The sequence below is a fragment of the Streptomyces sp. DS1-CR2 genome, assembly GCF_055760475.1.
In genome coordinates this window covers 1,415,668-1,439,830 of the sequence record NZ_CM147085.1, presented here as the reverse complement: position 1 = coordinate 1,439,830, position 24,163 = coordinate 1,415,668, and the positions used below count along the sequence as shown (strand labels likewise).

Annotated in this window: 23 protein-coding genes; 12 read left to right on the top strand and 11 right to left on the bottom strand. The window is 70.8% G+C overall.

Annotated features, from left to right (window positions below; genetic code table 11):
- Positions 1-141 precede the first annotated feature (141 nt).
- Positions 142-1,179, bottom strand: coding sequence for a LacI family DNA-binding transcriptional regulator (locus ACY0PA_RS07190; RefSeq protein WP_473083876.1), 1,038 nt, complete (start codon positions 1,177-1,179; stop codon positions 142-144).
- A 160-nt stretch (positions 1,180-1,339) separates the two neighbouring features.
- On the opposite strand from ACY0PA_RS07190, the gene ACY0PA_RS07185 reads away from it, so the two are divergent.
- Complete coding sequence (locus ACY0PA_RS07185; protein ID WP_473083875.1) at positions 1,340-2,293, top strand: ROK family protein; 954 nt, start codon at positions 1,340-1,342, stop codon at positions 2,291-2,293.
- A 90-nt stretch (positions 2,294-2,383) separates the two neighbouring features.
- Here ACY0PA_RS07185 and ACY0PA_RS07180 read toward each other — a convergent pair whose 3' ends face one another.
- The gene (locus ACY0PA_RS07180; protein ID WP_473083874.1) at positions 2,384-4,450 is read right to left on the bottom strand and encodes an NPCBM/NEW2 domain-containing protein; all 2,067 of its coding nucleotides are present in this window, start codon (positions 4,448-4,450) and stop codon (positions 2,384-2,386) included.
- Between the two features lie 266 nt (positions 4,451-4,716).
- On the opposite strand from ACY0PA_RS07180, the gene ACY0PA_RS07175 reads away from it, so the two are divergent.
- Genes ACY0PA_RS07175 through ACY0PA_RS07165 form a run of 3 tightly spaced genes read left to right on the top strand, consistent with a single transcriptional unit; the run spans position 4,717 to position 7,849 of the window.
- On the top strand, positions 4,717-5,985 hold the full coding sequence (locus ACY0PA_RS07175) for an ABC transporter substrate-binding protein (RefSeq protein ID WP_473083873.1): 1,269 nt from the start codon (positions 4,717-4,719) through the stop codon (positions 5,983-5,985).
- Between the two features lie 11 nt (positions 5,986-5,996).
- Positions 5,997-6,920 (top strand): carbohydrate ABC transporter permease, encoded by a 924-nt coding sequence (locus tag ACY0PA_RS07170; protein ID WP_473083872.1) that lies wholly within the window; start codon positions 5,997-5,999, stop codon positions 6,918-6,920.
- On the top strand, positions 6,917-7,849 hold the full coding sequence (locus ACY0PA_RS07165) for a carbohydrate ABC transporter permease (protein WP_473083871.1): 933 nt from the start codon (positions 6,917-6,919) through the stop codon (positions 7,847-7,849). The genes ACY0PA_RS07170 and ACY0PA_RS07165 overlap by 4 nt, the downstream gene beginning before the upstream one ends.
- Here the strand turns inward: ACY0PA_RS07165 and ACY0PA_RS07160 are convergent.
- Both ACY0PA_RS07160 and ACY0PA_RS07155 read right to left on the bottom strand, forming a co-directional pair.
- A complete protein-coding gene (locus tag ACY0PA_RS07160; protein WP_473083870.1) occupies positions 7,824-8,255 on the bottom strand; it encodes an anti-sigma factor antagonist in 432 nt (143 codons plus the stop codon). The genes ACY0PA_RS07165 and ACY0PA_RS07160 overlap by 26 nt on opposite strands.
- A 61-nt stretch (positions 8,256-8,316) precedes the next feature.
- On the bottom strand, positions 8,317-8,547 hold the full coding sequence (locus tag ACY0PA_RS07155) for a hypothetical protein (RefSeq protein WP_473083869.1): 231 nt from the start codon (positions 8,545-8,547) through the stop codon (positions 8,317-8,319).
- Positions 8,548-8,695: 148 nt separating this feature from the next.
- Between ACY0PA_RS07155 and ACY0PA_RS07150 the strand changes: the two genes are divergently transcribed.
- Positions 8,696-9,736 carry an NUDIX hydrolase gene (locus ACY0PA_RS07150; RefSeq protein WP_473083868.1) on the top strand — a complete coding sequence of 347 codons (1,041 nt, stop codon included), beginning with the start codon at positions 8,696-8,698 and terminating at the stop codon, positions 9,734-9,736.
- A gap of 16 nt (positions 9,737-9,752) precedes the next feature.
- Here ACY0PA_RS07150 and ACY0PA_RS07145 read toward each other — a convergent pair whose 3' ends face one another.
- Positions 9,753-10,490 carry an MBL fold metallo-hydrolase gene (locus ACY0PA_RS07145; protein WP_473083867.1) on the bottom strand — a complete coding sequence of 246 codons (738 nt, stop codon included), beginning with the start codon at positions 10,488-10,490 and terminating at the stop codon, positions 9,753-9,755.
- A 96-nt stretch (positions 10,491-10,586) separates the two neighbouring features.
- The gene (locus ACY0PA_RS07140) at positions 10,587-11,945 is read right to left on the bottom strand and encodes a M20/M25/M40 family metallo-hydrolase (RefSeq protein ID WP_473083866.1); all 1,359 of its coding nucleotides are present in this window, start codon (positions 11,943-11,945) and stop codon (positions 10,587-10,589) included.
- A gap of 211 nt (positions 11,946-12,156) precedes the next feature.
- Between ACY0PA_RS07140 and ACY0PA_RS07135 the strand changes: the two genes are divergently transcribed.
- The gene (locus tag ACY0PA_RS07135) at positions 12,157-13,473 is read left to right on the top strand and encodes a geranylgeranyl reductase family protein (protein WP_473083865.1); all 1,317 of its coding nucleotides are present in this window, start codon (positions 12,157-12,159) and stop codon (positions 13,471-13,473) included.
- On the opposite strand, the gene ACY0PA_RS07130 is transcribed toward ACY0PA_RS07135, so the two are convergent.
- Complete coding sequence (locus tag ACY0PA_RS07130) at positions 13,457-13,942, bottom strand: nitroreductase family deazaflavin-dependent oxidoreductase (protein WP_473083864.1); 486 nt, start codon at positions 13,940-13,942, stop codon at positions 13,457-13,459. The genes ACY0PA_RS07135 and ACY0PA_RS07130 overlap by 17 nt on opposite strands.
- Before the next feature lie 265 nt (positions 13,943-14,207).
- Here ACY0PA_RS07130 and ACY0PA_RS07125 point away from each other — a divergent pair, with 265 nt between their 5' ends.
- From ACY0PA_RS07125 to ACY0PA_RS07115, 3 genes are all read left to right on the top strand, one after another.
- Positions 14,208-14,960 carry a TetR/AcrR family transcriptional regulator gene (locus ACY0PA_RS07125; protein WP_473083863.1) on the top strand — a complete coding sequence of 251 codons (753 nt, stop codon included), beginning with the start codon at positions 14,208-14,210 and terminating at the stop codon, positions 14,958-14,960.
- Between the two features lie 143 nt (positions 14,961-15,103).
- Complete coding sequence (locus tag ACY0PA_RS07120) at positions 15,104-16,396, top strand: sensor histidine kinase (RefSeq protein ID WP_473083862.1); 1,293 nt, start codon at positions 15,104-15,106, stop codon at positions 16,394-16,396.
- Positions 16,393-17,058 (top strand): response regulator, encoded by a 666-nt coding sequence (locus tag ACY0PA_RS07115; protein WP_375998949.1) that lies wholly within the window; start codon positions 16,393-16,395, stop codon positions 17,056-17,058. The genes ACY0PA_RS07120 and ACY0PA_RS07115 overlap by 4 nt, the downstream gene beginning before the upstream one ends.
- A gap of 92 nt (positions 17,059-17,150) precedes the next feature.
- Here the strand turns inward: ACY0PA_RS07115 and ACY0PA_RS07110 are convergent, their stop codons facing one another.
- Positions 17,151-18,677, bottom strand: coding sequence for an MFS transporter (locus tag ACY0PA_RS07110; RefSeq protein WP_473083861.1), 1,527 nt, complete (start codon positions 18,675-18,677; stop codon positions 17,151-17,153).
- An 87-nt stretch (positions 18,678-18,764) separates the two neighbouring features.
- Between ACY0PA_RS07110 and ACY0PA_RS07105 the strand changes: the two genes are divergently transcribed.
- A complete protein-coding gene (locus tag ACY0PA_RS07105) occupies positions 18,765-19,169 on the top strand; it encodes a MarR family winged helix-turn-helix transcriptional regulator (RefSeq protein ID WP_473083860.1) in 405 nt (134 codons plus the stop codon).
- A 25-nt stretch (positions 19,170-19,194) separates the two neighbouring features.
- Here the strand turns inward: ACY0PA_RS07105 and ACY0PA_RS07100 are convergent, their stop codons facing one another.
- From ACY0PA_RS07100 to ACY0PA_RS07090, 3 genes are all read right to left on the bottom strand, one after another.
- Positions 19,195-19,932 (bottom strand): maleylpyruvate isomerase family mycothiol-dependent enzyme, encoded by a 738-nt coding sequence (locus ACY0PA_RS07100; protein ID WP_473083859.1) that lies wholly within the window; start codon positions 19,930-19,932, stop codon positions 19,195-19,197.
- Positions 19,933-19,997: 65 nt separating this feature from the next.
- On the bottom strand, positions 19,998-21,215 hold the full coding sequence (locus ACY0PA_RS07095; RefSeq protein WP_473083858.1) for an MFS transporter: 1,218 nt from the start codon (positions 21,213-21,215) through the stop codon (positions 19,998-20,000).
- Positions 21,216-21,368: 153 nt separating this feature from the next.
- Positions 21,369-22,148: a DeoR/GlpR family DNA-binding transcription regulator gene (locus ACY0PA_RS07090; protein ID WP_473083857.1), complete on the bottom strand. Its 780-nt coding sequence runs from the start codon at positions 22,146-22,148 to the stop codon at positions 21,369-21,371.
- 179 nt (positions 22,149-22,327) lie between these two features.
- On the opposite strand from ACY0PA_RS07090, the gene ACY0PA_RS07085 reads away from it, so the two are divergent.
- Together ACY0PA_RS07085 and ACY0PA_RS07080 are read left to right on the top strand one after the other, a co-directional pair.
- Complete coding sequence (locus tag ACY0PA_RS07085) at positions 22,328-23,212, top strand: SIS domain-containing protein (RefSeq protein WP_473083856.1); 885 nt, start codon at positions 22,328-22,330, stop codon at positions 23,210-23,212.
- A gap of 39 nt (positions 23,213-23,251) precedes the next feature.
- Positions 23,252-24,127, top strand: coding sequence for a class II fructose-bisphosphate aldolase (locus ACY0PA_RS07080; RefSeq protein WP_473083855.1), 876 nt, complete (start codon positions 23,252-23,254; stop codon positions 24,125-24,127).
- Positions 24,128-24,163 lie beyond the last annotated feature (36 nt).

Genomic DNA, 24,163 nt, shown 5'->3' with positions numbered 1-24,163 from the left:
GGGGCAGCGGTGTCTTCGGCGGATGCGGCAACTGGAACGTCTTCGTCAGCGACGTCTACCTCAAGGGCGGCGACAACAACGCGCCGCTCCCCGGGCTGCCTGTCTGCTGACCGCCCGCCGAGCCACCCGAGGCCTCAACTGTCAGTCGGCCGGGGGCAGTTCGCCCGAGCCGCGCGTGATCAGCCGGGTCGGCAGCTCGATCCGCTCCGGCGCCACCGACAGCCCGTCGAGCTGCCGGAAAAGCCGCTCGGCGGCCGTGCGGCCCAGCTGTGCGGCGTCCTGTGCGACGACGGTCACGCCGGGGCGCAGCAGATCGCCCAGCTCGATGTCGTCGAAGCCGACGAGCGCCACGGGGCGGTCCACCTCGGACAGGACCCGTACGACGGTCACCGTCACACGGTTGTTGCCCGCGAAGATCGCCGTGACCGGCTCGGGCCCCGCGAGCATCTCCTCCGCGGCGCGCCGCACCCGCTCCGGATCGGTCACACCGAGCGACATCCACGCGTCCTCGACGACTATCCCGGCGTCCTCCATCGCGGTCCGGTAGCCGCGCAGACGCTCGGCGGCGGTGTGGATGCGCGGCTGGTCACCGATGAAGCCGATACGGCGGTGGCCGTGCGCGATCAGATGCGCGACGCCGTCACGCGCGCCCCCGAAACTGTCGGACAGGACCACGTCCGCGTCGATCTTCCCGGCGGGACGGTCGACGAACACGGTCGCGACACCGGCTGCGATCTCGGGCTCCAGATAGCGGTGGTCGTCACCGGCCGGGATCACCACGAGCCCGTCCACCCGGCGTGCGCAGAGCGCGAGGACGAGTTCCTGCTCGCGCTCCGGGTCCTCGGCGCTCGACCCGTTGATGAGCAGCGCGCCATGGGCGCGGGCGACCTCCTCGACGGCGCGGCTCAGGGGCCCGTAGAACGGGTCGGCCAGGTCCTCGAGCACCAGGCCGATACTCGCGGTCCTGCCCTTGCGCAGGACGCGCGCGCTGTCGTTGCGGCGGAAGCCCAGGGCCTCGATGGCCTCCTGGACGCGGCGCTCGGTGTCGGGGGTGACCCCCGGCTCGCCGTTCACGACACGGGACACCGTCTTGAGTCCCACCCCGGCGCGCGCCGCGACGTCCTTCATGGTCGGGCGGTTGCCGTAACGGCTGTCGGGGCGGCGGGCGGTGCGGTCCACGGTGGGCTGTCCTGTCCTGTCGTCGCTGCGGTTCCAGGGGGTTCATCATGCTGTAGGAGGATGTGGCGTCGAGCATAGGCCCTGGACAACGTTGTCAGATGCGGGAGAGACTATGCATCGCATTCTCCGACCTGCCATTTCACCAGGGGACCTCACACTGATGCAGACCGACCTCGTCGCCGCGCTCGACATCGGCGGCACCAAGATCGCCGGGGCCCTGGTGGACGACCACGGCCGCATCCTGCTGCGGGCGCAGCGGCCGACTCCGGCCAAGGAGGACGGCGACACGGTGATGCGGGCCGTCGAGGAGGTGCTGCGCGAGCTGACTTCCGCGCCGCTGTGGGTGCGGGTGCGGGCCGTGGGCATCGGGAGCGCGGGTCCGGTGGACGCCTCCACCGGCACGGTGAGCCCGGTCAACGTGCCGGGCTGGCGCGACTTCCCGCTCGTGGACCGGGTCCGCGCGGTCACCGGGGGCCTGCCCGTCGATCTGGTCGGGGACGGCGTGGCGATGACGGCCGCCGAGCACTGGCAGGGCGCGGCGCAAGGCCATGACAACGCGCTGTGCCTGGTCGTCTCCACCGGCGTCGGCGGCGGCCTGATCCTCGGCGGCAAGCTGCACCCGGGCCCTACAGGCAACGCGGGCCACATCGGCCACATCAGCGTGGATCTGGACGGGGACTCGTGCCCGTGCGGGGCGCGCGGCTGCGTGGAGCGCATCGCGAGCGGGCCGAACATCGCGCGCCGCGCGCTGGACAGCGGCTGGCGTCCCGGAGCGGACGGCGACGTGTCGGCCGCGGCGGTGGCGGCGGCCGCGGGCGCGGGCGACAAGGTGGCCATCGCCTCATTCGAACGCGCCGCCCAGGCGCTGGCCGCGGGCATCGCCGCGACGGCCACGCTCGTGGAGATCGACATCGCGGTGATCGGCGGGGGAGTGGCGAAGGCGGGAGAAGTCCTCTTCGCGCCCCTGCGCCGCTCGCTGCGTGACTACGCGACGCTGTCGTTCGTGCAGCGCCTCACGGTGGCCCCGGCCCGCATGGGCACGGACGCGGGCCTCGTCGGAGCGGCAGCGGCAGCGGCTGCGCTCACGCGCGACCGGGACGTGTCGGCGCTCTGACGCGTCACCTGAGTTCGAAGACGCGTCACCTGAGTTCGAAGGGGCGACGTCGGGACAGGAAGTTCTGCCCCGACGCCACCCCCTGACGCGTCAGCAGGACAGCGTCGCGTCCCCCCAGTCCGCGTGATCGGAGTCCACGCCGTCGCCGGCGTCGGTCACCACGAGGCGTACCGCCTGAGCCCCGCCCACGTCGGCCGACAGCTGCTCCGCCGCGTCCGCGTTGGTGAGGGTGCCGGTCGATGCCACCTTCTTGCCGTCGGCCCAGATCTCGAACGTCACGGTGCCCTTCGTGCCCTTCTCGTCGTCGACGCCCACACTCGCGGTGACGCGCTCGCACGATCCGCCCGTGTAGTACTCGACGGCGCTGTCCGCGTGCACGCCGAGCCCCTTCCCGTACACGACGCCGCCGATGGTGATCGGATGCCCGTCACCCGCGTCGCTCTCCCCGTTGCTGGTGTTGCGCTCGACGGGCCCCCACCCGTTCGTCGTGGACAGCCACGGCAGATCGCCGAGGGACGAGGCCCCGGCCGGCGGCGCGACCACCACGTGCGCGGTCAGCGGCAGCGCGCTCTGGGCCCGCACCCCGCCCGGCGAGCGGTACGTGGCCTTGAGGGACAGGTCGTACGCCCCCGTCGCGGTCCCCGCCGGCGCGGTCACGGTCCACGACGTGGTGAGCGCCTTGCCCGTCGGCAGGGATCCGGCGCCGGTCGGCGAGGCCGGCCTGACGCTCCACCCTGCGGGCCCGTCCAGTGCGACGGACACCTGGCGTGCGGTCGTGCGGCCGAGGTCGGTGACCGACGTCGTGAGGCGGGCGATCTTTCCCGCCTCGACGAACGGCGCGCCGCTCACGCCGAGTTCGACGGCGGGCGGGTTCGCGGCCCACTCGTCGTCGGCGGCGACCCGTAGCAGTACGGTCCCGTGGGCGGGCACGGTCGCGGAGATGGCCCCGGCCGTGTTGTAGCTCTTGTGCTGCCACAGATCGCGCAGCGTGTAGGCGCTCGCGTGCGGCAGTCCGACCGCTGCGGCCGAGGTCGCGATCCGCTGCGCGCTGCCCGACTCGTTGAAGAGGGCGACGGCGCGGCTGCCGTCCTTCATCTCCTTGGCGACGACCCAGCGCCCGCCCTCGGAGGAGAGCACCGTGCCCTGCTTGCCCAGCGGGTCCTGGTCGACCGCGATGACTTCGCGGTTGCCGAGGATGTCGAGGGTCTCGGCGGAGGCCTTGCGCAGGTCGGTGCCGATGAGCAGCGGTGAGGCCATGATCGACCACATCGAGAAGTGGGTGCGGTACTCGGTCGCGGTCATGCCGCCGTTGCCGACCTCGAGCATGTCGGGGTCGTTCCAGTGCCCGGGCCCCGCGTACTGCGCGAGCGGCAGATTCTGCTTCATCAGGGAGAGCATCGAGCCCCAGCTGTCACTGATGTCACCGGTGGTGCGCCATAGATGGCCGACGTCGGCCGCCCACTCCCAGGGCTTGTTGGATCCCCATTCGCAGAGGCTGTAGACGATGGGCCGGCCCGTGGCCTTCAGGGCGTCACGCATCGTGCGGTAGCGCTGCTTGGCGTCGACGCCCTGGTTGTTGCAGTTGTCGTACTTGAGGTAGTCGACGCCCCAGTCGGCGAACTGCTGGGCGTCGCTGTACTCGTGGCCGAGGCCGCCGGGGAAGCCGATGTCGCTGCACGTCTTGGTGCCCGCGCTCGTGTAGATGCCGAGCTTGAGGCCCTTGGAGTGGACGTAGTCGGCCACGGCCTTGATGCCGCCCGGGAAGCGCGCGGGATCCGGCACGAGCTTGCCGTTCGCGTCGCGCTGCGGCAGGGCCCAGCAGTCGTCGAGGTTGACGTACTGGTAGCCCGCGGCCTTGAGGCCCTTGTCCACGAAGATGTCGGCGATGCCCTTGACCATGGCCTCGTTGAACTCGGCGCGGCAGTGCGTGGAGTTCCAGTTGTTGAAACCCATGGGAGGGGTCAGCGCGAGCCCGTCGTCGAGCGTGGGCGAGACCTCCTGGACACTTGCGCTCTGCGAGCCGGTCGCACCGCCTTTCGGCGGGTCGGCGACCGCGGCCGGCGCCGTGACGCCCGCGGCACACAGCAGCCCGGTGGCCAACGCTCCGACGACTCTTCGGCGGGTGGTGCGAGAGGTGCGGGTGGAAAGGTGACGCATCGTTACGTCCTCCGTACTCGCGAAAGGTGGGGTGACGTCATGTTCGCGTCAGTGGCGCGCGTTTACGGTAGGCCGTGTTGGACTCTGTTGGAAGAGATGCGGTAACGGTTGCCCGATGTCCCGTCAGAACCCTTGACCCTCACGGGAGTTGGGAGTGGGATCCAACCCTCGCGTTCGGTTGTGTTGGGTTGCGGCCCCAGGAGGGGGACATGGCACAGTCATCGTTCTACGGTTCTGGCGCGCCCGGGGGCGCGACAGGACATCGGATGTCCCGTCGGGGTCTCCTGCGGGGTACGGCGGTGGGCGCCGGCGCGCTCACGCTCCCGGCACTGCTCACGGCGTGCGGGGCCGGCCCGGGCGGCGACAAGAAGACGGTCACCGTGGGGTCCAACTCCTCGGACGCGGTGCCGAAGAAGGCGTTCGCGGCGGCCTTCACGGCGTACGAGAAGAAGTCCGGGAAGAAAGTCGACGTCAACACCACGGAACACAACGAGTTCCAGACGAACATCACGCGCTATCTCCAGGGCACCCCGGACGACGTCTTCATGTGGTTCGCCGGTTACCGCATGCAGTATTTCGCCGAGAAGGGCCTCCTGACGGACGTCGACGACGTCTGGAAGGGCTTCAAGGGCTTCTCGCAGGCGCTCAAGGATCAGTCCACGCACGACGGCAAGCAGTACTTCGTGCCGTACTACTACTATCCGTGGGCCGTTTTCCACCGGAAGAGCCTCTTCGAGAAGAAGGGCTACGAACAGCCCAAGAACTGGGACGACTTCATCGCCCTGGCGAAGCAGATGCACAAGGACGGCACCCCGGTCGCGTTCTGCGACAAGGACGGCTGGCCCGCGATGGGCACCTTCGACTACATCAACATGCGCCTGAACGGATACGACTTCCACAAGGGCCTCATGGCGGGTACGGAAGCCTGGACCGACACCAAGGTCAAGAAGGTGTTCGACCTCTGGCGCGAACTCATGCCGTACTACCAGAAGGGCGCGCTCGGCCGGACCTGGGAGGAGGCCGCTCAGAGCCTGCAGAAGCGCCAGACCGGCATGGCCGTCTTCGGGATGCCGCACCCGGGCCAGCAGTTCCCGGAGAACGAGCGCGGGGACATCGACTTCTTCGCGTTCCCGGAGATCGATCCCCAGTACGGGCAGGACGCGGTGGAAGCTCCCATCGACGGATTCCTGATCGCCAAGAAGGCCAAGAACATCGACGCGGGCAAGGCGCTCCTCACCTACCTCGGCACTCCCGGGGCCGAGGACATCTATCTCGCGGGTGACCCGAACAACGTCGCCGTGAACGACGGCGCCGACACCTCCAAGTACACCCCGCTGCAGAAGAAGTCCGCCGAACTTGTCTCCGGGGCCAAGCAGATATCGCAGTTCATGGACCGCGACACCCGGCCCGACTTCGCGCAGACCGTGATGATCAAGGCGCTTCAGGACTTCATCGGAAATCCGAACGACGTCGACGGCCTCGTCAACCGGATCGAACGGCAGAAGAAGGAAATCTTCTCGTCCGCCGTCAGCTGAGTAGTGGGGGAATGCGTTCCGTGGCGCTGAACACCGCGCGGCGCGCAGGGCGGCGGAGGTCGCGGCGGTTCACCCGCCGTGACCTCGCCGTTCTCGTCGTGCTCCTGGGAATACCCGTACTGCTCGACATCGTCATCATCTGGGGCCCCACGCTCGCCTCCATCGGACTGTCCTTCACGTCGTGGGACGGCATCGGGGACATCCACTGGGTCGGCGGAAAGAACTACCAGAACCTCGTCGACAACTATCCGCCGTTCTGGCCGGCCGTGCGCCACAACCTCCTGTGGCTCGCCTTTCTCGGCCTGATCGCCACACCCTTCGGCCTCTTCCTCGCCGTACTCATCGACCGCGGCGTGCGCTTCAGCCGCTTCTACCAGTCGACTCTCTATATGCCGGTCGTGCTCTCACTCGCCGTCGTCGGATTCATGGCGCAGCTCGTCCTCGGCACCGACCAGGGCGTCGTCAACACCGTTCTCGACAACCACGAGAACCCGATCGACTGGCTGGGCGACTCGGACCTCAACATCTGGATGATGATGCTGGCCGCGAGCTGGCGGCACACCGGATACGTGATGATCCTCTATCTCGCCGGCCTCAAATCCGTCGACCCGACACTGAAAGAAGCCGCCGCGATCGACGGCGCGAACGCCCGCCAGACCTTTTTCCGCGTCGTCTTCCCGACCCTGCGCCCCGTCAATGTCATCGTCGGCGTCATCACCGTCATCGAGTCGCTGCGCGCCTTCGACATCGTCTACGCCGTGAACAAGGGCCGCAACGGCCTGGAGCTGCTGTCCGTCCTCATCACGGACAACGTCATCGGCGAGGCCAGCCGCATCGGCTTCGGCTCGGCCATCGCGGTCGTCCTCCTCACGGTCTCCCTGGGATTCATCGTGACGTTCCTGGTCCAAGAGCTGCGAGGTGCGCGCGACCGATGACCGCCGACATCCGTACGACGTCCCCCGCCGCCCGGGGCCGCTCCCTGGCCGGCGGCGACCGGCGCGGTGAACACCCGCGCAGGCGCGGCCGGTTCGGGGTGCACATCTTCCTCATGGCCGTCTCGCTGGCGTTCCTCGCGCCGCTCCTGCTCGCGGTGTACGCCTCGCTGCGGCCCTACGAGGAGACGGCGCAGCACGGCTACTTCTCGCTGCCCAAGCACCTGTCCTTCGACTATTACCGTGAGGCCTTCAGCGACTCGGGGATGGGCGAGTACTTCAAGAACACCCTGATCATCGCCGTCCCGGCCGTCCTGATCACACTCTTTCTCGCCTCGTTCGTCGCCTTCGCGGTGTCGCGCATCAAGGTGCGCGGCGGAATCGTGCTCCTGATGTTCTTCACGGCGGGAAACCTGCTGCCACCCCAGGTTCTCGTCACCCCGCTGTACGTTCTCTTCCTGAAGATTCCGCTGCCGTGGTGGATGTCGGACTCGCTGACGATGTACGACTCGTACTGGGCCCTGATCATCGTCAACATCGGATTCCAGCTGGGATTCTGCGTCTTCGTCCTGGCGAACTTCATGCGGACGCTTCCTCAGGAAATCCTCGAGGCGGCGATCGTCGACGGCGCGGGACTGTGGACGCAGTTCTGGCGCATCACGCTGCCACTGTGCCGCCCGGCTCTCGCGGCGCTCGGCACGCTCGAATTCACCTGGATCTACAACGACTTCCTCTGGGCCCTGATCTTCATCTCGAACCCCGACAAACTCCCGATCACGTCGTCCCTCAACAACCTCCGCGGCCAATTCTTCACCGACTACAACCTCCTGGCCGCCGGTTCGGTCCTGGTGGCCCTCCCCACGATCCTGGTGTTCCTGCTCCTGCAGAGGCACTTCATCGCGGGGCTCACGTTGGGGTCGAGTAAGGGCTAGCCGGGCCGGCTGCTCCAGCCCTGCCGCTCCAGTCCTGCCGTGCCGCCGCCTCGACGGTCGGGGCCGGGGCGAAGAGCGGCAGCAGGCCCGTCACCTCCAGCAGGCGTAGCGTCAGCGGCTGGGTGCAGACCACCCTCAGGCGGCCGCCGCGGGACTCCACGCGGCGGCGGGTGCGCATGAGGAGGGTGAGGCCCGAGCAGTCGAAGAACGTCGTGCGGGTCAGGTCGATCAACACGGTGGCGGCCTGGCCCGCCGCCACCGTCTCGAGCAGGGCGACGGAGTCCAGGAGCGTCACGATGTCGACCTCGCCGCGCAGTTCGACGACGACGCAGTCACCGCTCTCGTAGACCACGGGGAGCGCCGGGGGCGCGTCCGTGTCGCCGCGACGCTGTTCACCCTGTCGCATGGATCCCCCTGGCCGCGCGGACACACGTCAAGGAGGGAACGCTCCCGTACACCTTCCGGAATCAGCTCTGGGAGTGCGGCCGGCGGGCGGCCTGGCGCAGGGTCTTCGCCACGTCGTGCCGGTTCAGGCCCTGTTCCTGCGCGTACGCCGTGACCGCGGCCTCGACCTTGGCCGCCGCCTCGAACCAGGCGTCCCGCTGCGCCTGACGCTCCCCGTCATCGAGGTGCTCCAGGGTGCGGCCCTTGTCATCGGCGTCGTGCTGCAGGCGAATCAACTCTTCGGGAAGGTCCACGGAGCGGATCCTAAGCGGCCCCCGCGGCTGGTTCGCGGAACTCGGTGACGTGCGCGAGGCGTACGCGAGGCGCGCCCCCATCAGGCGCTGGTTTCCGCCGCACGCTGTTGCGGGCAAGCCTCAGAGGGCCGACAGAGGAGGGGGAACCGTGATCGTCTGGATCAACGGTGCTTTCGGTGCGGGGAAGACCACCACCGCACGGGAACTGATCGAGCTGATCCCGAACAGCACGCTCTTCGACCCCGACGCGATCGGCGGGGAACTCGCGCAGCTGCTGCCCGCCAAGCAGCTGGCCGAGGTGACCGACATCCAGGACCTGCGCATCTGGCGGCGGCTCGTCGTCGACACCGCCGCCGCGCTGCTCGCCGAGGTGGGCGGCGTCCTCGTCGTCCCGGCGACGCTGCTCAGCCAGGAGTACCGCGACGAGATCTTCGGCGGTCTCGCCGCCCGCAGGATCCCCGTACGCCATGTGCTCCTCGCCCCGGCTGAAACGATCCTGCGCGAGCGAATAGCCCGGCGCGAGATACCGCCCGAGACACGCGACGGCGAGCTCCGCGTCCGCCAGTGGTCCTACGACCGCATCGAGGCCTACCGCACGGCGCTGGCCACCTGGCTCACCGCCGACGCCCACCCCGTCGACACCAGCGCGCTCAGCGCGTACGGAGCGGCCGAACGCATCGCCGAGGCCGTGCGCACCGGCGCCGTCGAGCCCTGCGACATCGTCCAGACGCCCGAGCCCACCGGTGAGACCGTCGCCGCGGGCGTACTCCTCTTCGACGAGGAGGACCGCGTGCTCCTCGTCGACCCCACGTACAAGGCCGGCTGGGAGTTCCCCGGCGGTGTTGTGGAACCCGGAGAGGCCCCCGCCAGGGCCGGTGTACGGGAGGTCGCCGAGGAGACCGGGATCCAGCTCCCCGAGCTGCCCGGCCTGCTCGTCGTGGACTGGGAGGCGCCCGCACCTCCCGCGTACGGCGGCCTGCGGCTGCTCTTCGACGGCGGGCGCCTCGACGGCGCCGAGGCCCGCCGCGTGATCCTTCCGGGCCCGGAGCTGCGCGGCTGGCGGTTCGTCACCGAACAGGAAGCTGCCGGACTTCTGCCTCCCGTCCGGTACGAGCGCCTGCGCTGGGCGCTGCGGGCCCGCGAGCGCGGCGCCGCCCTCTACCTGGAGGCCGGAGTGCCGGTGGGCTGACGCCGTACGCGGATGCCTACGCGGCATCGAGGCGTGTGACCGCCGCACGCAGGGCCGCCGCCGATCCGCCGGTCACCGGGTCGCCGTGCCCGAAGCACGCCACGTCGGAGTCGAGCGAGGCCAGGGTGCGGAAGGACTCGACGGACCGCGCGCGGTCGAGGTTGAGCACGCCCAACATGACCTGCCCGTCCAGCGGGGACGCGGCCACGGCGTCACCGGTGAACAACACGCCGTGGTGGGGCAGATGGAGCGCGACACTGCCGTCCGTGTGCCCGGGTACCGCGACGATGCGGGCGCCACCGCCGAAGTCGAGCACGTCTCCGTCCGCCAACTCCCTCACCTCACGCGGTAGTACAGGATTCGCCGGCGGTGGCGGCAGCAGCTTCTGCGCCTGTGCGTACAGCGGGCGCTCCCAGTCCTCGAACTCCGGGGCGGGGCCGGGCCGTTCGCCGCGTACGAACGGCGCGTCGAGCGGGTGCGCCCACACGTCCGCCCCGCTGAGCGCCGCGAACTCGCCCGCGCCGCCCGCGTGATCCTCGTGGAAATGGGTCAGGACGATCCGGCGCACCCGGCGCGGATGGTGGCCGAGCGCGCGTACGGCGCCGGCGATCGCCGTCCCGGCGCCGGCGGCCCCCGCGTCCACCAGCGTCAACTCGCCCCCGTCGTCCCACAGATAGGCCTGCCCCACCGGGAAGCGCAACAGGTGCAGCCGCGGGACGACCTCGATCACATCGGTGATGCCGTAGACACTCATACGCCGACCGTAGGGACGCGCAGCTGTCCGGGGGACATGGCTACGCCCCGGGCAGAAGAGTTCTGCCCGGGGCGTAGACGACGGCTGTGACGCGTTTCAGATCGCGGCGTAGTTCTGGAGGAACAGCGCCTCGGCGACCGAGAGCCGCTCCAGCTCCTGCGGCGACACGCTCTCGTTCACCGCGTGGATCTGCGCCTCGGGCTCGCTCAGGCCGATCAGCAGGATCTCCGCCTCCGGGTACAGCGACGCCAGCGTGTTGCACAGTGGGATCGAGCCGCCCTGGCCCGCGTACTGCATCTCCTGACCGTCGTACGCGACGCTCATCGCCTCCGTCATCGCCGCGTACGCCGGGCTGCCGGTGTTAGCGCGGAACGCCTGGCCCTGCCCGATCTGCTCGACCTGGACGCGGGCGCCCCACGGGGTGTGCGACTCGATGTGCGCGACGAGGAGCTTCGTCGCCTCCACGGCGTCCGTGCCCGGCGGCACCCGCAGGCTGATCAGGGCGCGCGCCCCGGCCTGCACGGACGGCGTCGCGCCCACGACCGGCGGGCAGTCGATGCCGAGGACGGTGACGGCGGGGCGGGCCCAGATGCGGTCGGCGACCGTGCCCGAACCGATCAGCTCGACACCGTCGATGACCTTGGCGTCCTCGCGGAACTGGCCCTCGTCGTACTGGAGGCCGTCCCACACGGCGTCGCCCGCGAGACCGTCGACCGTCGTCGAGCCGTCCTCGGCGCGCAGCGAGTCGAGGACACGCACCAGCGCCGCGAGCGCGTCCGGGGCCGCGCCGCCGAACTGGCCCGAGTGCAGGTTGCCACCGAGAGTGTCGACCTGGACGCGGACGAGCGTCATGCCGCGCAGCGTCGACGTGGCCGTCGGCAGGCCGACCCGGAAGTTGCCGGCGTCACCGATGACGATCGTGTCCGCCTTCAGCAGCTCCGGGTGCTGCTCGGCGTACCGCTCGAGACCGCCCGTGCCCTGCTCCTCGGAACCCTCGGCGATCACCTTGACGTTCACCGGGACACCGCCGTTGGCCTTGAGCGCCCGCACCGCGAGCAGGTGCATCAGGACGCCGCCCTTGCAGTCCGCGGCGCCGCGCCCGTACCAGCGGCCGTCCTCACGCTCCGTCAGCTCGAACGGCGGCGTGACCCACGCCGACTCGTCCAGCGGCGGCTGCACGTCGTAGTGCGCGTACAGGAGAACGGTCGGCGCGCCCTCGGGGCCCGGCAGGAAGCCGTACACCGACTGCGTCCCGTCCGGGGTGTCGAGCAGCGCGACGTCCTGGAAGCCCTCGGCGCGCAGCGCGTCCGCCACCCAGTTCGCGGCGCCCTCGCTCTCGCTCTTCGGGAACTGGTCGAAGTCCGCCACCGACTTGAACGCCACCAGTTCGGCGAGCTCGGTCCGGGCCCCGGGCATGAGCGAGGCGACGGTCTCGGCGATCGGATTCGGTGACATGGGAACGCTCCTCGTGGGTGCGACGTTGCACGTGTGTGTACGTATGCGGCTTTCGCACGCGTCCGTGCGGGTCCGCCGTCGGCTGGTGTGCGTGAGCGTTTCGTGCACAGGGCATGCGGTGCCGATCCTGCCACAAGGGGTCGGCAGGACACCGCCGTAGGATGCCTGGGAAAGGTGCGGCAGGCGGCTGGATCGGGAGCAGTAGACCATCGTGAGCAGCGAGAACTCGACGGACGGCAACGGAACGGGCGAGCGCGCGGCGGACGCCGGTGACGGCGGGCAGGTGTGGGACGTCGTCGTGGTGGGCGCCGGTCCCGCCGGCGCCTCGGCCGCCTACGCGGCAGCGGTCGCCGGACGCAGCGTCCTCCTTCTGGAGAAGGCGGAACTGCCCCGGTACAAGACGTGCGGCGGCGGCATCATCGGCCCTTCCAGGGACGCACTGCCGCCGGGATTCGAGCTGCCGTTCCGGGACCGGATCGACGCGGTGACGTTCTCCCTCGACGGGAAGTTCACCCGCACCCGGCGCTCCCGCCACATGCTCTTCGGCCTGGTGAACCGCGCCGACTTCGACCACCAGCTCGTCGAGCACGCCGAGAAGGCGGGCGCCGAGCTGCGCACGGGGACGACGGTCTCGCGGGTCGAGCAGCACGGCTCGGCCGTGCCCGACCGGCGCACGGTCGCGGTGATCCTCCAGGACGGCGAGACGGTCCTGGCGCGCGCCGTCGTCGGGGCGGACGGCAGTGCCAGCCGCATAGGGGCTCATGTCGGGGTGAAACTCGACCAGGTCGACCTGGGTCTGGAGGCGGAGATCCCCGTTCCCGAGACGGTCGCCGAGGACTGGAAGGGCCGCGTCCTCATCGACTGGGGCCCGATGCCCGGGAGTTACGGCTGGGTCTTCCCCAAGGGGGACACCCTGACCGTCGGTGTGATCTCGGCGCGGGGCGAGGGCGCCGCCACGAAGCGGTACTTGGAGGACTTCATCGCCCGGCTCGGCCTCGCCGGCTTCGAACCGTCCGTCTCCTCCGGCCATCTGACGCGCTGCCGTGCCGACGACTCACCGCTCTCGCGCGGCCGCGTACTCGTGTGTGGCGACGCGGCGGGTCTCCTCGAACCGTGGACCCGCGAGGGCATCTCGTTCGCACTGCGGTCGGGTCGTCTCGCGGGGGAGTGGGCCGTCCGCGTCTCCGAGGCGCACGACGCGGTGGACGCGCGCCGGCAGGCTCTGAACTACGCGTTCGCCGTCAAGGCGGGGCTCGGGGTCGAGATGAGCGTCGGCAGGTGGATGCTGAGCGTCTTCGAGCGCAGGCCCGGCGTGCTGCACGCGGCGATCACCGGGTTCAGGCCCGCGTGGAAGGCGTTCGCCCGCATCACCCGCGGATCGACGACGCTGGGCGAGATCGTCAGGACGTATCCGATGGCGGGTCGCGTCCTGAGCCGTCTGGACCGGCCGGCATCCCCGGCCGCGTCCTCGGCTGATCCGTCGGCCGTGCCGACGGTCGACGATCCGGAGGCTACTTCTCGATCGTGATGAGGAAGACCGGGTGGTCCTGCGCGGCCGCGGCCAGCTCGTCGTCGGTCGACTTGGCAGTGATGCCCTGGAAGTACTGGTTGACCTCCCAGCCCCACTTCTCCAGGTAGCTGCGCAGGATCGCCGTCTTCTGCTCGGTGTCGGGCACTTCGGTCGCGGTGAACGTGCGGACCTTGCGCCCGACGCGCAGCTCGCCGGCCTGGGCGACGCGCATGTTGCGCACCCACTGGGAGTGCCCGCGGGCCGAGACGATGTACTGCGCGTCCTTGTACGTGTGCGGGTTGACCGGGATGCGCTGCATCTGACCGCTCTTGCGGCCGCGCACGGAGAGCTCGGCGGACCCCATCAGGCTGACGCCGTGCCGCGCGAGCCAGCCGATCACGCCATTCAGCCGGACGTTGAGGCGGCTGCCCTTCAGGTAGTAAGGGCTGGGGGAGGAGGACGAGCCGGACTGGGCGTTCGCGGTCATGGGGGTTCTCCTTGGTGTGGGTGGCCCGATGCGGGCGCCGCTGGAGGCGGTCTCGACCTCGGTTGCGAGAGCACCGCTCTCGCCTGAGATCAGTGTGCACGAGATCGGTGATCCAAAGCAAGAGCAGTGCTCTCTTTTCTGTTCGCCGCCGCTGAGCGCGCCGCTCGCCACTGAGTGCACTGCTCGCAAATGAGTGCACTGATCCATAACGAGTGCATCGATCCGGAACGTGTGCACTGCTCCGAAGCCGTGGCACACTGCCCGTATGAGCACCGCACGAGGAGCCAGGGCCAGGGCCCGGGAAGAAGTCACCGCCGCCATCAAGGACGAGGCCCGCAGACAGCTCGCGGCCGAGGGCGCCGCCAAGCTGTCCCTGCGCGCCGTCGCCCGCGAGCTGGGCATGGTCTCCTCGGCGCTCTACCGATACTTCCCCAGCCGCGACGACCTCCTGACAGCGCTCATCATCGACGCGTACGACTCCGTCGGCGAGGCGGCCGAGCGGGCGGACGCCGCCCTGCTCAAGAAGGCGGCGAAGAGCACCGGCAGGGCGAAGACCTCCGACAGCAAGACCGAGGCGATCGCACCCGTGCGCCGCTGGGTCGCCGTCAGTGAAGCCGTCCGCGCCTGGGCGCTCGACCACCCGCACGAGTACGCGCTCATCTTCGGCTCGCCCGTGCCCGGATACACCGCGCCGATGACAACCGTCCCGGCAGCGTCGCGCGTCGGGCTGCTGTTCTTCGGCATCGTCCGCGACGCCCATCAGGGCCGCGGGATCGCGGAGCCGCCGCTCCCCGAGGAGCTGCGGCCCGAGGCCGAGCGGCTCGGCGCCGACCTGGCCCCGGACCTGCCGCCCGCGACGGTGGCCGCGCTCGTCGCCGCCTGGGCACAGCTGTTCGGCCTGATCGGCTTCGAGCTCTTCGGCCAGTTCAACCGGGTCGTGGAGGACCGTGCCACTTTCTTCACGCACGCCGCGACACAGCTCGCCCACGGCGTGGGCCTGGTGCTGCCCCGGGAATGACACGCCCCCGGCCCGGGAGTGAAAGTCGTTGCCCGGGCGTGACGCACGCCGCCCGAACCGCGTCGCGTACTCCCCGGGGAGTAGGCGTGATCACCTCGCCCGGCTGACGCCCGCGACGGCGTGCGGCGTCTAGCGTTGCGGTCATGGATGAGCAGCACGGACGCGGGGCCGGCGGCCCGCACCGGACCTGGGCGGGTCCGCCGCACCTCAGGCGCTACGGGCCGCCCTGGACGGCGACCGGTGCCGCCCGGCGAGGCCACTACGGGCCGCCCTGGTGGGGCGCCTCGGGCCAGGGGCCGCGCTGGCCCTGGCGGTCCACCGTCCTGATCACCGCGTTCGTCCTCGTCGGCTCGACCTTCGCGGCGCACGCCCAGACCGATCGCGCCGGCCTCGACGTGTTCGCCCGCGTGCTGCTGATCGCGGGTGGCGTTCTCCTGCTGTGGCGTCAGCGCTACCCGGTCCTCGTGGCCTTCGGTACGGCGGCGTGCGCGACGGTCTATCTCGGCGCGGGCTACGCGTACGGTCCGGTCTTCATCACCGTGGCCGTGGGCTGCTACGCGGCGATCGTCGCGGGGCACCGCAGAGCCGCGTGGGCGGCGGTCGGCATGTTCTGGGTGGGGCATGTCCTCGTGGCGCACTGGCTGTACGCGCATCTGCCGCCGTCGGGGGACGATGCCGTGTCCTGGGGGCAGGAGGGTTTCATCGCCGCGTGGGTCCTGGCGATCGTGGCCTTCTCCGAGCTGGTCAAAACGCGCCGCGAGCAGTGGGCGAAGGAGCACGCCGAGCGCGAGAAGGCCGCAGAGCGGCGCGCCGACGAGGAGCGCCTGAGGATCGCACGGGAGCTGCACGACGTGCTCGCGCACTCCATCTCGGTCATCAACGTCCAGGCGGGCGTGGGACTGGCGCTGCTCGACTCCGACCCCGAGCAGGCCCGTACCGCCCTCACCACCATCAAGTCCGCGAGCAAGGAGGCGCTGGGCGAGGTCCGCCAGGTCCTCGACACCCTGCGGACCCCGGGCGACGCGCCGCGGGCCCCCGCCCCAGGTCTCGACCGGCTCCCGGAACTCGTGGAGCAGGCCGCGAGCGCGGGCCTCACCGTCGACATCGACACGGAAGGATCCCGCGCCGCGCTGCCGCCCGGCGCCGACCTCGCCGCGTTCCGCATCGTGCAGGAGGCGCTCACCAACGTCGTACGGCACTCGGAGTCGCGCAACGCGCGCGTGGAGGTGCGGTACTCGGGTACCGCGCTGTCCCTGCGCATCGACGACGACGGGCCGGCCAGCCATGAGGCGGCCGGTGGCAGCGGGAACGGGCTTGCGGGGATGCGTGAGCGGGCCGCCGCACTGGGTGGCACGATCGAGGCGGGACCGCGGCCCGACGGCGGTTTCCGGGTGCTCGCCGAACTGCCGTTCACGCCGACGGAGGAGAACCGTTGATCCGCGTACTGCTCGCCGACGACCAGTCGCTCGTCCGCGCCGGATTCCGGGCGCTGCTCGACGCGCAGAGCGACATCGAGGTCGCGGGGGAGGCCTCCGACGGAGACGAGGCGGTGCGGCTCGTACGCGAACTGCGGCCCGACGTCGTCCTGATGGACATCCGCATGCCGGTCCTCGACGGGCTCGCCGCGACCCGCCGCATCAGCGACGACGCCGCGCTGGAAAGCGTGAAGGTCGTCATGCTGACCACCTTCGAACTGGACGAGTACGTCTTCGAGGCGATCCGCGCCGGAGCGTCCGGGTTCCTCGTCAAGGACACCGAGCCCGAGGAACTGCTGCGTGCCGTGAGGGCGGTGGTGCACGGGGACGCGCTGCTCTCGCCGGGGGTGACCCGCCGTCTGATCGCCGAGTTCGCGGCGCGCTCCAAGGAGCCCGCGGCGGCCGAGTCGCTCGGGCAGCTCACCGAGCGCGAGCGTGAGGTGATGGCGCTGGTCGGCATCGGCCTGTCGAACGAGGAGATCGCCCGCCGTCTCGTCGTCAGCCCGCTCACCGCGAAGACACATGTGAGCCGCACGATGGTGAAACTCGGCGCGCGTGACCGGGCCCAACTGGTCGTGCTCGCCTACGAGTCGGGCCTCGTGCGGCCCGGCTGGCTCGGCTGAGCGGACACGCGCCGCTGACACGCGGGTGCGCCCGGCGGGCAGGGGACTGCCGGCCGGGCGCACCCCATGCGATGGGGTCGAGGACCTGAGGGTCAGTCGCGGACCGCGACGGGCTCCGTACGCGCGACGGCGTCCGCCTCGTCCTTCATCGACTCCTGCGCCGACCCCTCCTCCTGCACCGACTTCGCGATCAGGATCGTGTCCTGCGGACGACGGGTCCGCAGTCCGGTGAGGGTGATCAGCAGGCCCACCAGGGCGATCGCGGTGACGACGACGAGACCGGGCCGGAAGCTGTCGAGGACGGCCTGCGGGGAGGAGCCCTCGCCGGAGTTCGCGGTGACGACGGCCGTCACGACGGCGAGGAAGATGGCGCCGCCGACCTGCACCGAGGTGTTGAGCAGGCCCGAGACCATGCCCTGTTCGTCGTCGTGGACGCCGTTCGTGGCCTGGATGTTGAGCGAGGGGAACACCAGGGCGCAGGCCGCGCCGATCAGGAGCATCGTCGGCAGGATGACGGACGCGTAGACCGGGTCGAGGTTGATGCGCAGGAACAGCGCGTAGCCGATCACCATGAAGGTGAAGCCGACCGCGATGAGGCGCGGGGTGCCGAACCGGTCGACGATGGCGCCGACCTTCGTCGAGGAGAGCGCCACGAGGGCGCCCGCCGGCAGGAACGCGAGCGCGGTGTGCAGCGCGGACCAGCCGAGCAGGGACTGCATGTACAGGGTGACGAGGAACTGGAAGCCGACGTACGAGCCGAAGAACGCCATCGCGCCCAGCTGCGCCCTGATCTGCGATCCGGAGCGCAGCACTCCGAGACGGATCAGCGGGCCCGGGGAGCGGCGCTCGATGGAGACGAACACCGCGAGCAGGGCGGCGACCGCGAGGAAGGACAGCAGGGTGCGGGCCGAGGCCCAGCCCGCCTCCGGTGCCTGGACGACGGTGAACACGAGGAGCAGCATCGACGCGGTGCCGGTGATGGCGCCGGGGATGTCGTAGCCGCGGTGGTTCTTCTCGCGTTCGCTGTGCGGGATGAGCTTGATGCCGACGAGCAGCGCGATCACGGCGATCGGCGCGGGCAGCAGCATGGTCAGGCGCCAGCTGGCCTCGGTGAGCAGGCCGGACAGGACGAGGCCCATGGAGAAGCCGGTCGCGGCGCAGGTCGTGTAGATGGAGAGCGCGCGGTTGCGCAGCGGGCCCTCGGCGAACGTCGTGGTGATGATGGACAGGCCGGCCGGCGCGGTGAACGCGGCGCTGAGGCCCTTGATGAAGCGGCTGGCGATCAGGAGCGGCCCGGAGTCGACGAGTCCGCCGAGCAGGGACGCGAGGGCGAAGACGCCGAGGGCGATCAGGAACACCCGGCGCCGGCCGAGCAGGTCGGCCGCGCGGCCGCCGAGCAGCAGCAGGCCGCCGTAGCCGAGGATGTAGCCGCTGACGATCCATTGCAGGGTCGACGTGGACAGGTCGAGCTCCGAGCCGATGGACGGCAGCGCGACTCCGACCATCGACACATCGAGCGCGTCGAGGAACATCGCGGCGCAGAGGACGAGCAGTGTGCCCCACAGACGGGGGGACCAACGCTCCTGGGACGCAGGAGTGTGGGCGAGCGGAGAGGTCATGCGGAGCACACTACATGCGTATGCATTGACTGCAAGTGCATTTAATTCCGATGCAACAATGCCTGTCTTTTCTGCTACCGTGCGGTTATGGCGGCGAAAAGGGCCGAGCCCGGCCTCGTGGATCAGTGGCGGGACATCCTTGCGGTGCATGCGCGCACCATGTGCGAGCTTGATCGCGAGCTGCATCAGCACGGACTGGGCGCCAGCGACTTCGAGGTGCTCGACGTCCTGGCCGCCGGCACGGCGGAGGACGGCAGTTCCTCCTTCCGCGTGCAGGAGATCGCTGCGCAGGTCCATCTCAGCCAGAGCGCCCTGTCGCGCCTGATCGGCCGCCTGGAGAAGGACGGCCTCCTGACGCGCGGAATGTGCGCAGAGGACCGCCGCGGCGTACGGGTCTGCCTGACGCAGAAGGGCCGCGACCTGCACACCGAGGTGCGACCGTTGCAGCGCGCGGTACTGGGGCGGATGCTCGCGGACGGCCCGAAGGGCTGAGGCCCGCAGGCGGCCCGGCAGGTCGTCAGTTCCAGGTGATCCCCGACTGCTCCCGCCACAGCGCGGCCAGTGAGGTGTCGCCGGTGAGGCTCGGGAACGGGAGCCGGTTCCACAGCGACAGATAGAGCCGTGCCGCGGGACCCGACAGCTCGCAGTCGGCCTCGCCCGCTCCGTCCCGCTCGGTGACCGGCGGTTCCTGCGAGATCCGTACGGTCCATGCCCGGCCGGCGTCGGTGGCCCGTATGCGCAGCAGGCGCGGGGTGTCCGACCGCACCTTGCTCCGGCCGCGCGCGTGGAAGCCGAGCAGCAGCTCCTCGATGCCGTCGACGGCGAACTCCGCGGGGATCACGCCGGGCGTCCCGGCCAGCGCGGACTCCGCGTCCACCCGGTGGACGGTCGTCTCGTGCGCCTGTCGCCGCGCCCAGAACGCGAGCGGCGACGGCGCGGGCAGGAACGTCCAGCACTCCACGTCGGGCCGGGCGCCGGCCAGCGTCCCGACGAGCCGGCCGTGGCCCTCGCGGAACCAGGCGATGAGCTCCGCTCCGTCCAGATCCGGCAGGCCGTCGTCGGGGTGGTACGACGTGTGCCCCTCGGCGACGAACGCCGTGGCCCAGCGATGCACCATGCCCACGTGCCGCAGCAGGTCCCGTACGTCCCACCCCGGGCAGGTCGGCACCTTGGCGTCGGTGCCTGCCGTCTCGGCGGCGCGGGCGAGGAGGCGGCCCTCCTCGTCGAGCGTCTCTATGTGTTCCGCAGTCTCCATGGCGGGAGTCTGCCCGATGGGACCTGGCTTGAATGCGTCCTTGCGGGATGCTCGTGGCGTGCGGGTCAGGAGACGGCTGCGCGCCGGGTCGCGAAGCCGATCAGGGCGGCGACGCCCGCCAGTACGGCCACGCTGGTCAGCGCGGCGGGGAGCGAGAACCAGTCCGCCATGAAGCCGATCATCGGCGGTCCGAGGAGCATGCCGCCGTAGCCGAGCGTGGACGCGGCGGCGACGCCTGTGGGTCCGGCCAGGGCGCCGGCGCGTTCGACCGCCACGGGGAAGATGTTGGCGAGACCCAGGCCTGTGACGGCGAAGCCGAGGAGCGCCAGCCACACAGTGGGGGCGAGCGACCCGAGCAGCATGCCGACCGCGCCGGTGGCGCCGCCGCACACCAGAGTGCGGGTCCTGCCCAGGCGTTCGAGCAGCGTCGTCCCGCTGATCCGGCCGATGGTCATGGCCAGGGCGAAGCAGGAATAGCCTGCCGCGGCCACGCCGGGATGGGCGTGCAGGTCCTCCTCCAGGTGCAGCGCGCCCCAGTCCGCGAGCGCGCCCTCCCCGTACGCGGTGCACAGGGCGATGAGGCCGAAGACGAGGACGAGCCCGCGCACGCGCCCGGAGGGCCGCTCGGACGCCGATGCGGCCTCGTCCCGTATACGACCGTGGTCGTCCGAGGCCGTGGGGGCGTCGTGGCGCAGGAGTGTGGGGCCGACGGCGGCCGTGACGAGCAGGCCGATGACGGTGAGGGCGAGGAGGTGCCGGGTGGGGGAGACGTGGCCCGCGACCAGGCCGCCGAGCCCCGCGCCGAGCATGCCGCCGAGGCTGAACGCCGCGTGGAAGCTCGGCATGACGGGGCGGCGCAGGGCGGCGACGAGATCGACCGCGGCACTGTTCATCGCCACGTTGATCCCGCCGTACGCGGCGCCGAACACGAGCAGGACCAGGCCGAGGGCGAGCGCCGAGTGGGTGAGCGGAGGCAGCGCGACGCTCAGCGCCAGGAGCACACCGCTCACCACGGTCACCGGATGACTGCCGAAGCGCCTGCACAGGCGCCCCGTGAGCATCATCGTGATCACGGCCCCCGCGGAGACGCCGAGGAGTGCGAGCCCGAGCGTGCTCGCCGAAGCGCCGGTCTGCTCCTTCACGGCGGGGATGCGCACGACCCATCCCGCGAAGATGAAGCCGTCGAGCGCGAAGAAGACCGTGAGCGCGATACGCAGGCGGGTGAGGGACGCGGTTCGTGGGCTGTCGTCCTTGACGGTCCGGAGTTTGTTTAGTGTCGGCACAAAGTCAGGGTAGGGCGCCACCCAGGCCGGCGACAAGACGGTTCGAGGCGTGACGGCCGCGACATCCGCCGGACCGGGCGCAGGGAAATGACTGCGGCCCCACCCGTGGGGGCGGGACCGCAGTCATGAAAACCGTAGGTGTGGCTCGGAGTGTCACACCGCGAGGACCTTGACCCCCGCCTCCTCGAAGCGCTCCACCGTCGCCGCGTCCACGGCGCTGTCCGTGACCAGGGTGCCGATCCGCTCCGTCGGGCAGATCCGGGCGAACGCGCGCTGGCCCAGCTTGCTGGAGTCCGCCGCGACGATCACGCGCTCCGCCCGTTCGCACAGCAGCCGGTTGATGGCCGCTTCCGCCTCGTCGTGCGCCGCGGCGCCGTGCGCGACGTCGAAACCGACGACACCGAGCACGGCCGTGTCGATGGTGATCTGGCTCAGCACGCCGTCCGCGAGCGGGCCGATGAGCTCGTACGACTGAGGCCGGGCGACTCCGCCCGTGACCACGATCTTGAACTGGGGCCGCACCGCGAGCTCATTGGCGATGTTCAGCGCATTCGTGACGATCGTGAGGGCCGGGGAGCCGGAGGCGAGATCGGGGCGGACCGCGAGTGCGCGCGCCACCTCGGTCGTCGTAGTGCCGCCGGTCAGACCGACCGCCTCGCCCGGCGTGATCAGCTCGGCGACCGCCTTGGCGATCCGTTCCTTCTCGGAGGCGTTGCGCGCCGTCTTGTAGCGCAGCGGCAGCTCGTAGGAGACGCCGTGGACGACGGCACCGCCCCGGGTGCGTACGAGCATCTGCTGCTCGGCGAGCTGGTCGAAGTCGCGCCGGATCGTGGCCGCGGACACCCCCAGATCGGCCGCCGCCTCCTCGACATCCAGGCGCCCCCGCTCCACGAGGAGTTCCAGCAGGGACTTCCAGCGGGCGTCGCGGGACATCCGCGGCCTCCAATCGTCGATCTCCGGTGACCCTAGCGCACTACCTGATGCTTGGTTATGCTCGAAACATATCGAATTCTTGCAGGAACGAGCATACGCTCGACGGGGTCGGTCGAGCGCGGCGCGTGCGGCGTACTCGACCGGCCCACGGACACGACACATCAGGGAGTGGGCACGGCATGAGCCATGTCGAGAACGAGCTGAACAGCCAGCCGGAGTGCTGGACGCGCGCGGCGGGCCTGGCCGCGGGCGAGGCAGCCAAGCTGCCCGCGCCGGGGGAGCGCGTCGCGATCGTCGGCTGCGGCACCTCGTGGTTCATGGCGCAGGCCTTCGCCGCGCTGCGCGAGGAGTCCGGGCAGGGCGAGACCGACGCGTTCGCGGCCTCGGAGTTCCCGGCCGGGCGCCCCTACGACCGCCTCATCGCGCTGTCCCGGTCCGGCACCACGACCGAGGTCGTCGAGCTGCTCGCCGCGGTCAAGGGCCGCATCCGGACGACCGCCGTCATCGGCGACCCGAACACACCGATCGTCTCCGCCGCCGACGACGTGATCGTCCTGGACTTCGCCGACGAGCAGTCCGTCGTCCAGACCCGCTTCGCGACGACGGCGCTCACGCTCGTGCGCGCCCACCTCGGCCTGCACACCGAGCAGGCCGTCGCCGACGCGCGCACCGCGCTCGAGACGCCGCTGCCCGAAGGCCTCGTGGAGTGCGGCCAGTTCACCTTCCTGGGACGCGGCTGGACCGTCGGACTCGCGAACGAGGCCGCCCTGAAGATGCGCGAGGCATCCCTGTCGTGGACCGAGGCATACCCCGCGATGGAGTACCGCCACGGCCCCATCAGCGTCACCACCGCGGGCACCGCCACCTGGATGATCGGCGCGGCGCCCGAGGGGCTCGCCGAGCAGGTCGCCGGCACCGGCGCGCTCTGGGTCGAGGGGAGCCTCGACCCGCTCGCCGAACTCGTGCGCGCGCAGCGCCTCGCCGTCGCCGTCGCGGCCGCCCGCGGACTCGACCCCGACCAGCCGCGCCACCTCACCCGCTCGGTGATCCTCACCGCCGGCTGACCGTCGACCGAGCTTCCGAGCCTTCCGAAAGGAGGGGCTGTGCCCCTCGCAGCAACCGGCGCGCTCGTCGCCGAGGCCACCGCGGCGCGTACCGCGGTGGCCGCCTTCAACGTCATCACCCTGGAGCACATCGAGGCCGTCGTGACGGGCGCCGAGGCGGCGAACGCGCCGGTGATCCTCCAGGTCAGCGAGAACGCCGTGCGTTACCGCTATGGGCGCCTGCTGCCCCTCGCGAGGGCCGCGGCCGCCACCGCCGAGGCGTCCTCGGTGCCCGTGGCGCTCCACCTCGACCACGTCCAGAGCGACGAGCTGCTCCGCCAGGCCGCGGACGCCGGGTTCAGCTCGGTCATGTACGACGCGGCCCGGCTCCCCTACGACGAGAACCTCGCGGCCACCCGCGCGGCCGCCGACTGGGGCCATGCCAACGGGCTGTGGGTCGAGGCGGAGCTGGGCGAGGTCGGCGGCAAGGCCGGGCCGGGCGAGCGGGGGAAACCAGCCTCGGCGCCGCTCGACGCGCACGCGCCGGGTGCCCGTACCGACCCGGGGGAGGCCCGCGCCTACGTGACGGACTCGGGCGTCGACGCCCTCGCCGTCGCGATCGGCTCCTCGCACGCCATGACCACCCGCACCGCGACGCTCGACCACGACCTCCTCAAGCAGCTCTCGGAGGGCCTCGACGTACCGCTGGTCCTGCACGGCTCCTCCGGTGTCGGTGACGACGAACTCTCGCGGGCCGTCCGGGGCGGCATCGCCAAGGTGAACGTCGGCACGGCCCTGAACATAGCGATGACAGCGGCCATCCGGGAGTTCCTTGCCGCACATCCCGACGCCGTCGACTCCCGCAAGTACCTGAGCGTGGGCCGCGAGGCGATGGCCCGCACCGTGACGGAGCTGGTCGAGGTGATGCGCCGCTGACCCGTCCACCGCTCCCGCCCCGGTACGCGGAAGGCA

What these genes read in the sequence shown, in the direction of transcription:
- ACY0PA_RS07185 (WP_473083875.1), top strand. Translation starts at nt 1,340, where the DNA reads ATGCAGACCGACCTCGTCGCCGCGCTCGACATCGGCGGCACCAAGATC.
- ACY0PA_RS07180 (WP_473083874.1), bottom strand. Translation starts at nt 4,450, where the DNA reads ATGCGTCACCTTTCCACCCGCACCTCTCGCACCACCCGCCGAAGAGTC.
- ACY0PA_RS07175 (WP_473083873.1), top strand. Translation starts at nt 4,717, where the DNA reads ATGTCCCGTCGGGGTCTCCTGCGGGGTACGGCGGTGGGCGCCGGCGCG.
- ACY0PA_RS07170 (WP_473083872.1), top strand. Translation starts at nt 5,997, where the DNA reads ATGCGTTCCGTGGCGCTGAACACCGCGCGGCGCGCAGGGCGGCGGAGG.
- ACY0PA_RS07165 (WP_473083871.1), top strand. Translation starts at nt 6,917, where the DNA reads ATGACCGCCGACATCCGTACGACGTCCCCCGCCGCCCGGGGCCGCTCC.
- ACY0PA_RS07160 (WP_473083870.1), bottom strand. Translation starts at nt 8,255, where the DNA reads ATGCGACAGGGTGAACAGCGTCGCGGCGACACGGACGCGCCCCCGGCG.
- ACY0PA_RS07145 (WP_473083867.1), bottom strand. Translation starts at nt 10,490, where the DNA reads ATGAGTGTCTACGGCATCACCGATGTGATCGAGGTCGTCCCGCGGCTG.
- ACY0PA_RS07140 (WP_473083866.1), bottom strand. Translation starts at nt 11,945, where the DNA reads ATGTCACCGAATCCGATCGCCGAGACCGTCGCCTCGCTCATGCCCGGG.
- ACY0PA_RS07130 (WP_473083864.1), bottom strand. Translation starts at nt 13,942, where the DNA reads ATGACCGCGAACGCCCAGTCCGGCTCGTCCTCCTCCCCCAGCCCTTAC.
- ACY0PA_RS07125 (WP_473083863.1), top strand. Translation starts at nt 14,208, where the DNA reads ATGAGCACCGCACGAGGAGCCAGGGCCAGGGCCCGGGAAGAAGTCACC.
- ACY0PA_RS07120 (WP_473083862.1), top strand. Translation starts at nt 15,104, where the DNA reads ATGGATGAGCAGCACGGACGCGGGGCCGGCGGCCCGCACCGGACCTGG.
- ACY0PA_RS07110 (WP_473083861.1), bottom strand. Translation starts at nt 18,677, where the DNA reads ATGACCTCTCCGCTCGCCCACACTCCTGCGTCCCAGGAGCGTTGGTCC.
- ACY0PA_RS07105 (WP_473083860.1), top strand. Translation starts at nt 18,765, where the DNA reads ATGGCGGCGAAAAGGGCCGAGCCCGGCCTCGTGGATCAGTGGCGGGAC.
- ACY0PA_RS07100 (WP_473083859.1), bottom strand. Translation starts at nt 19,932, where the DNA reads ATGGAGACTGCGGAACACATAGAGACGCTCGACGAGGAGGGCCGCCTC.
- ACY0PA_RS07090 (WP_473083857.1), bottom strand. Translation starts at nt 22,148, where the DNA reads ATGTCCCGCGACGCCCGCTGGAAGTCCCTGCTGGAACTCCTCGTGGAG.
- ACY0PA_RS07085 (WP_473083856.1), top strand. Translation starts at nt 22,328, where the DNA reads ATGAGCCATGTCGAGAACGAGCTGAACAGCCAGCCGGAGTGCTGGACG.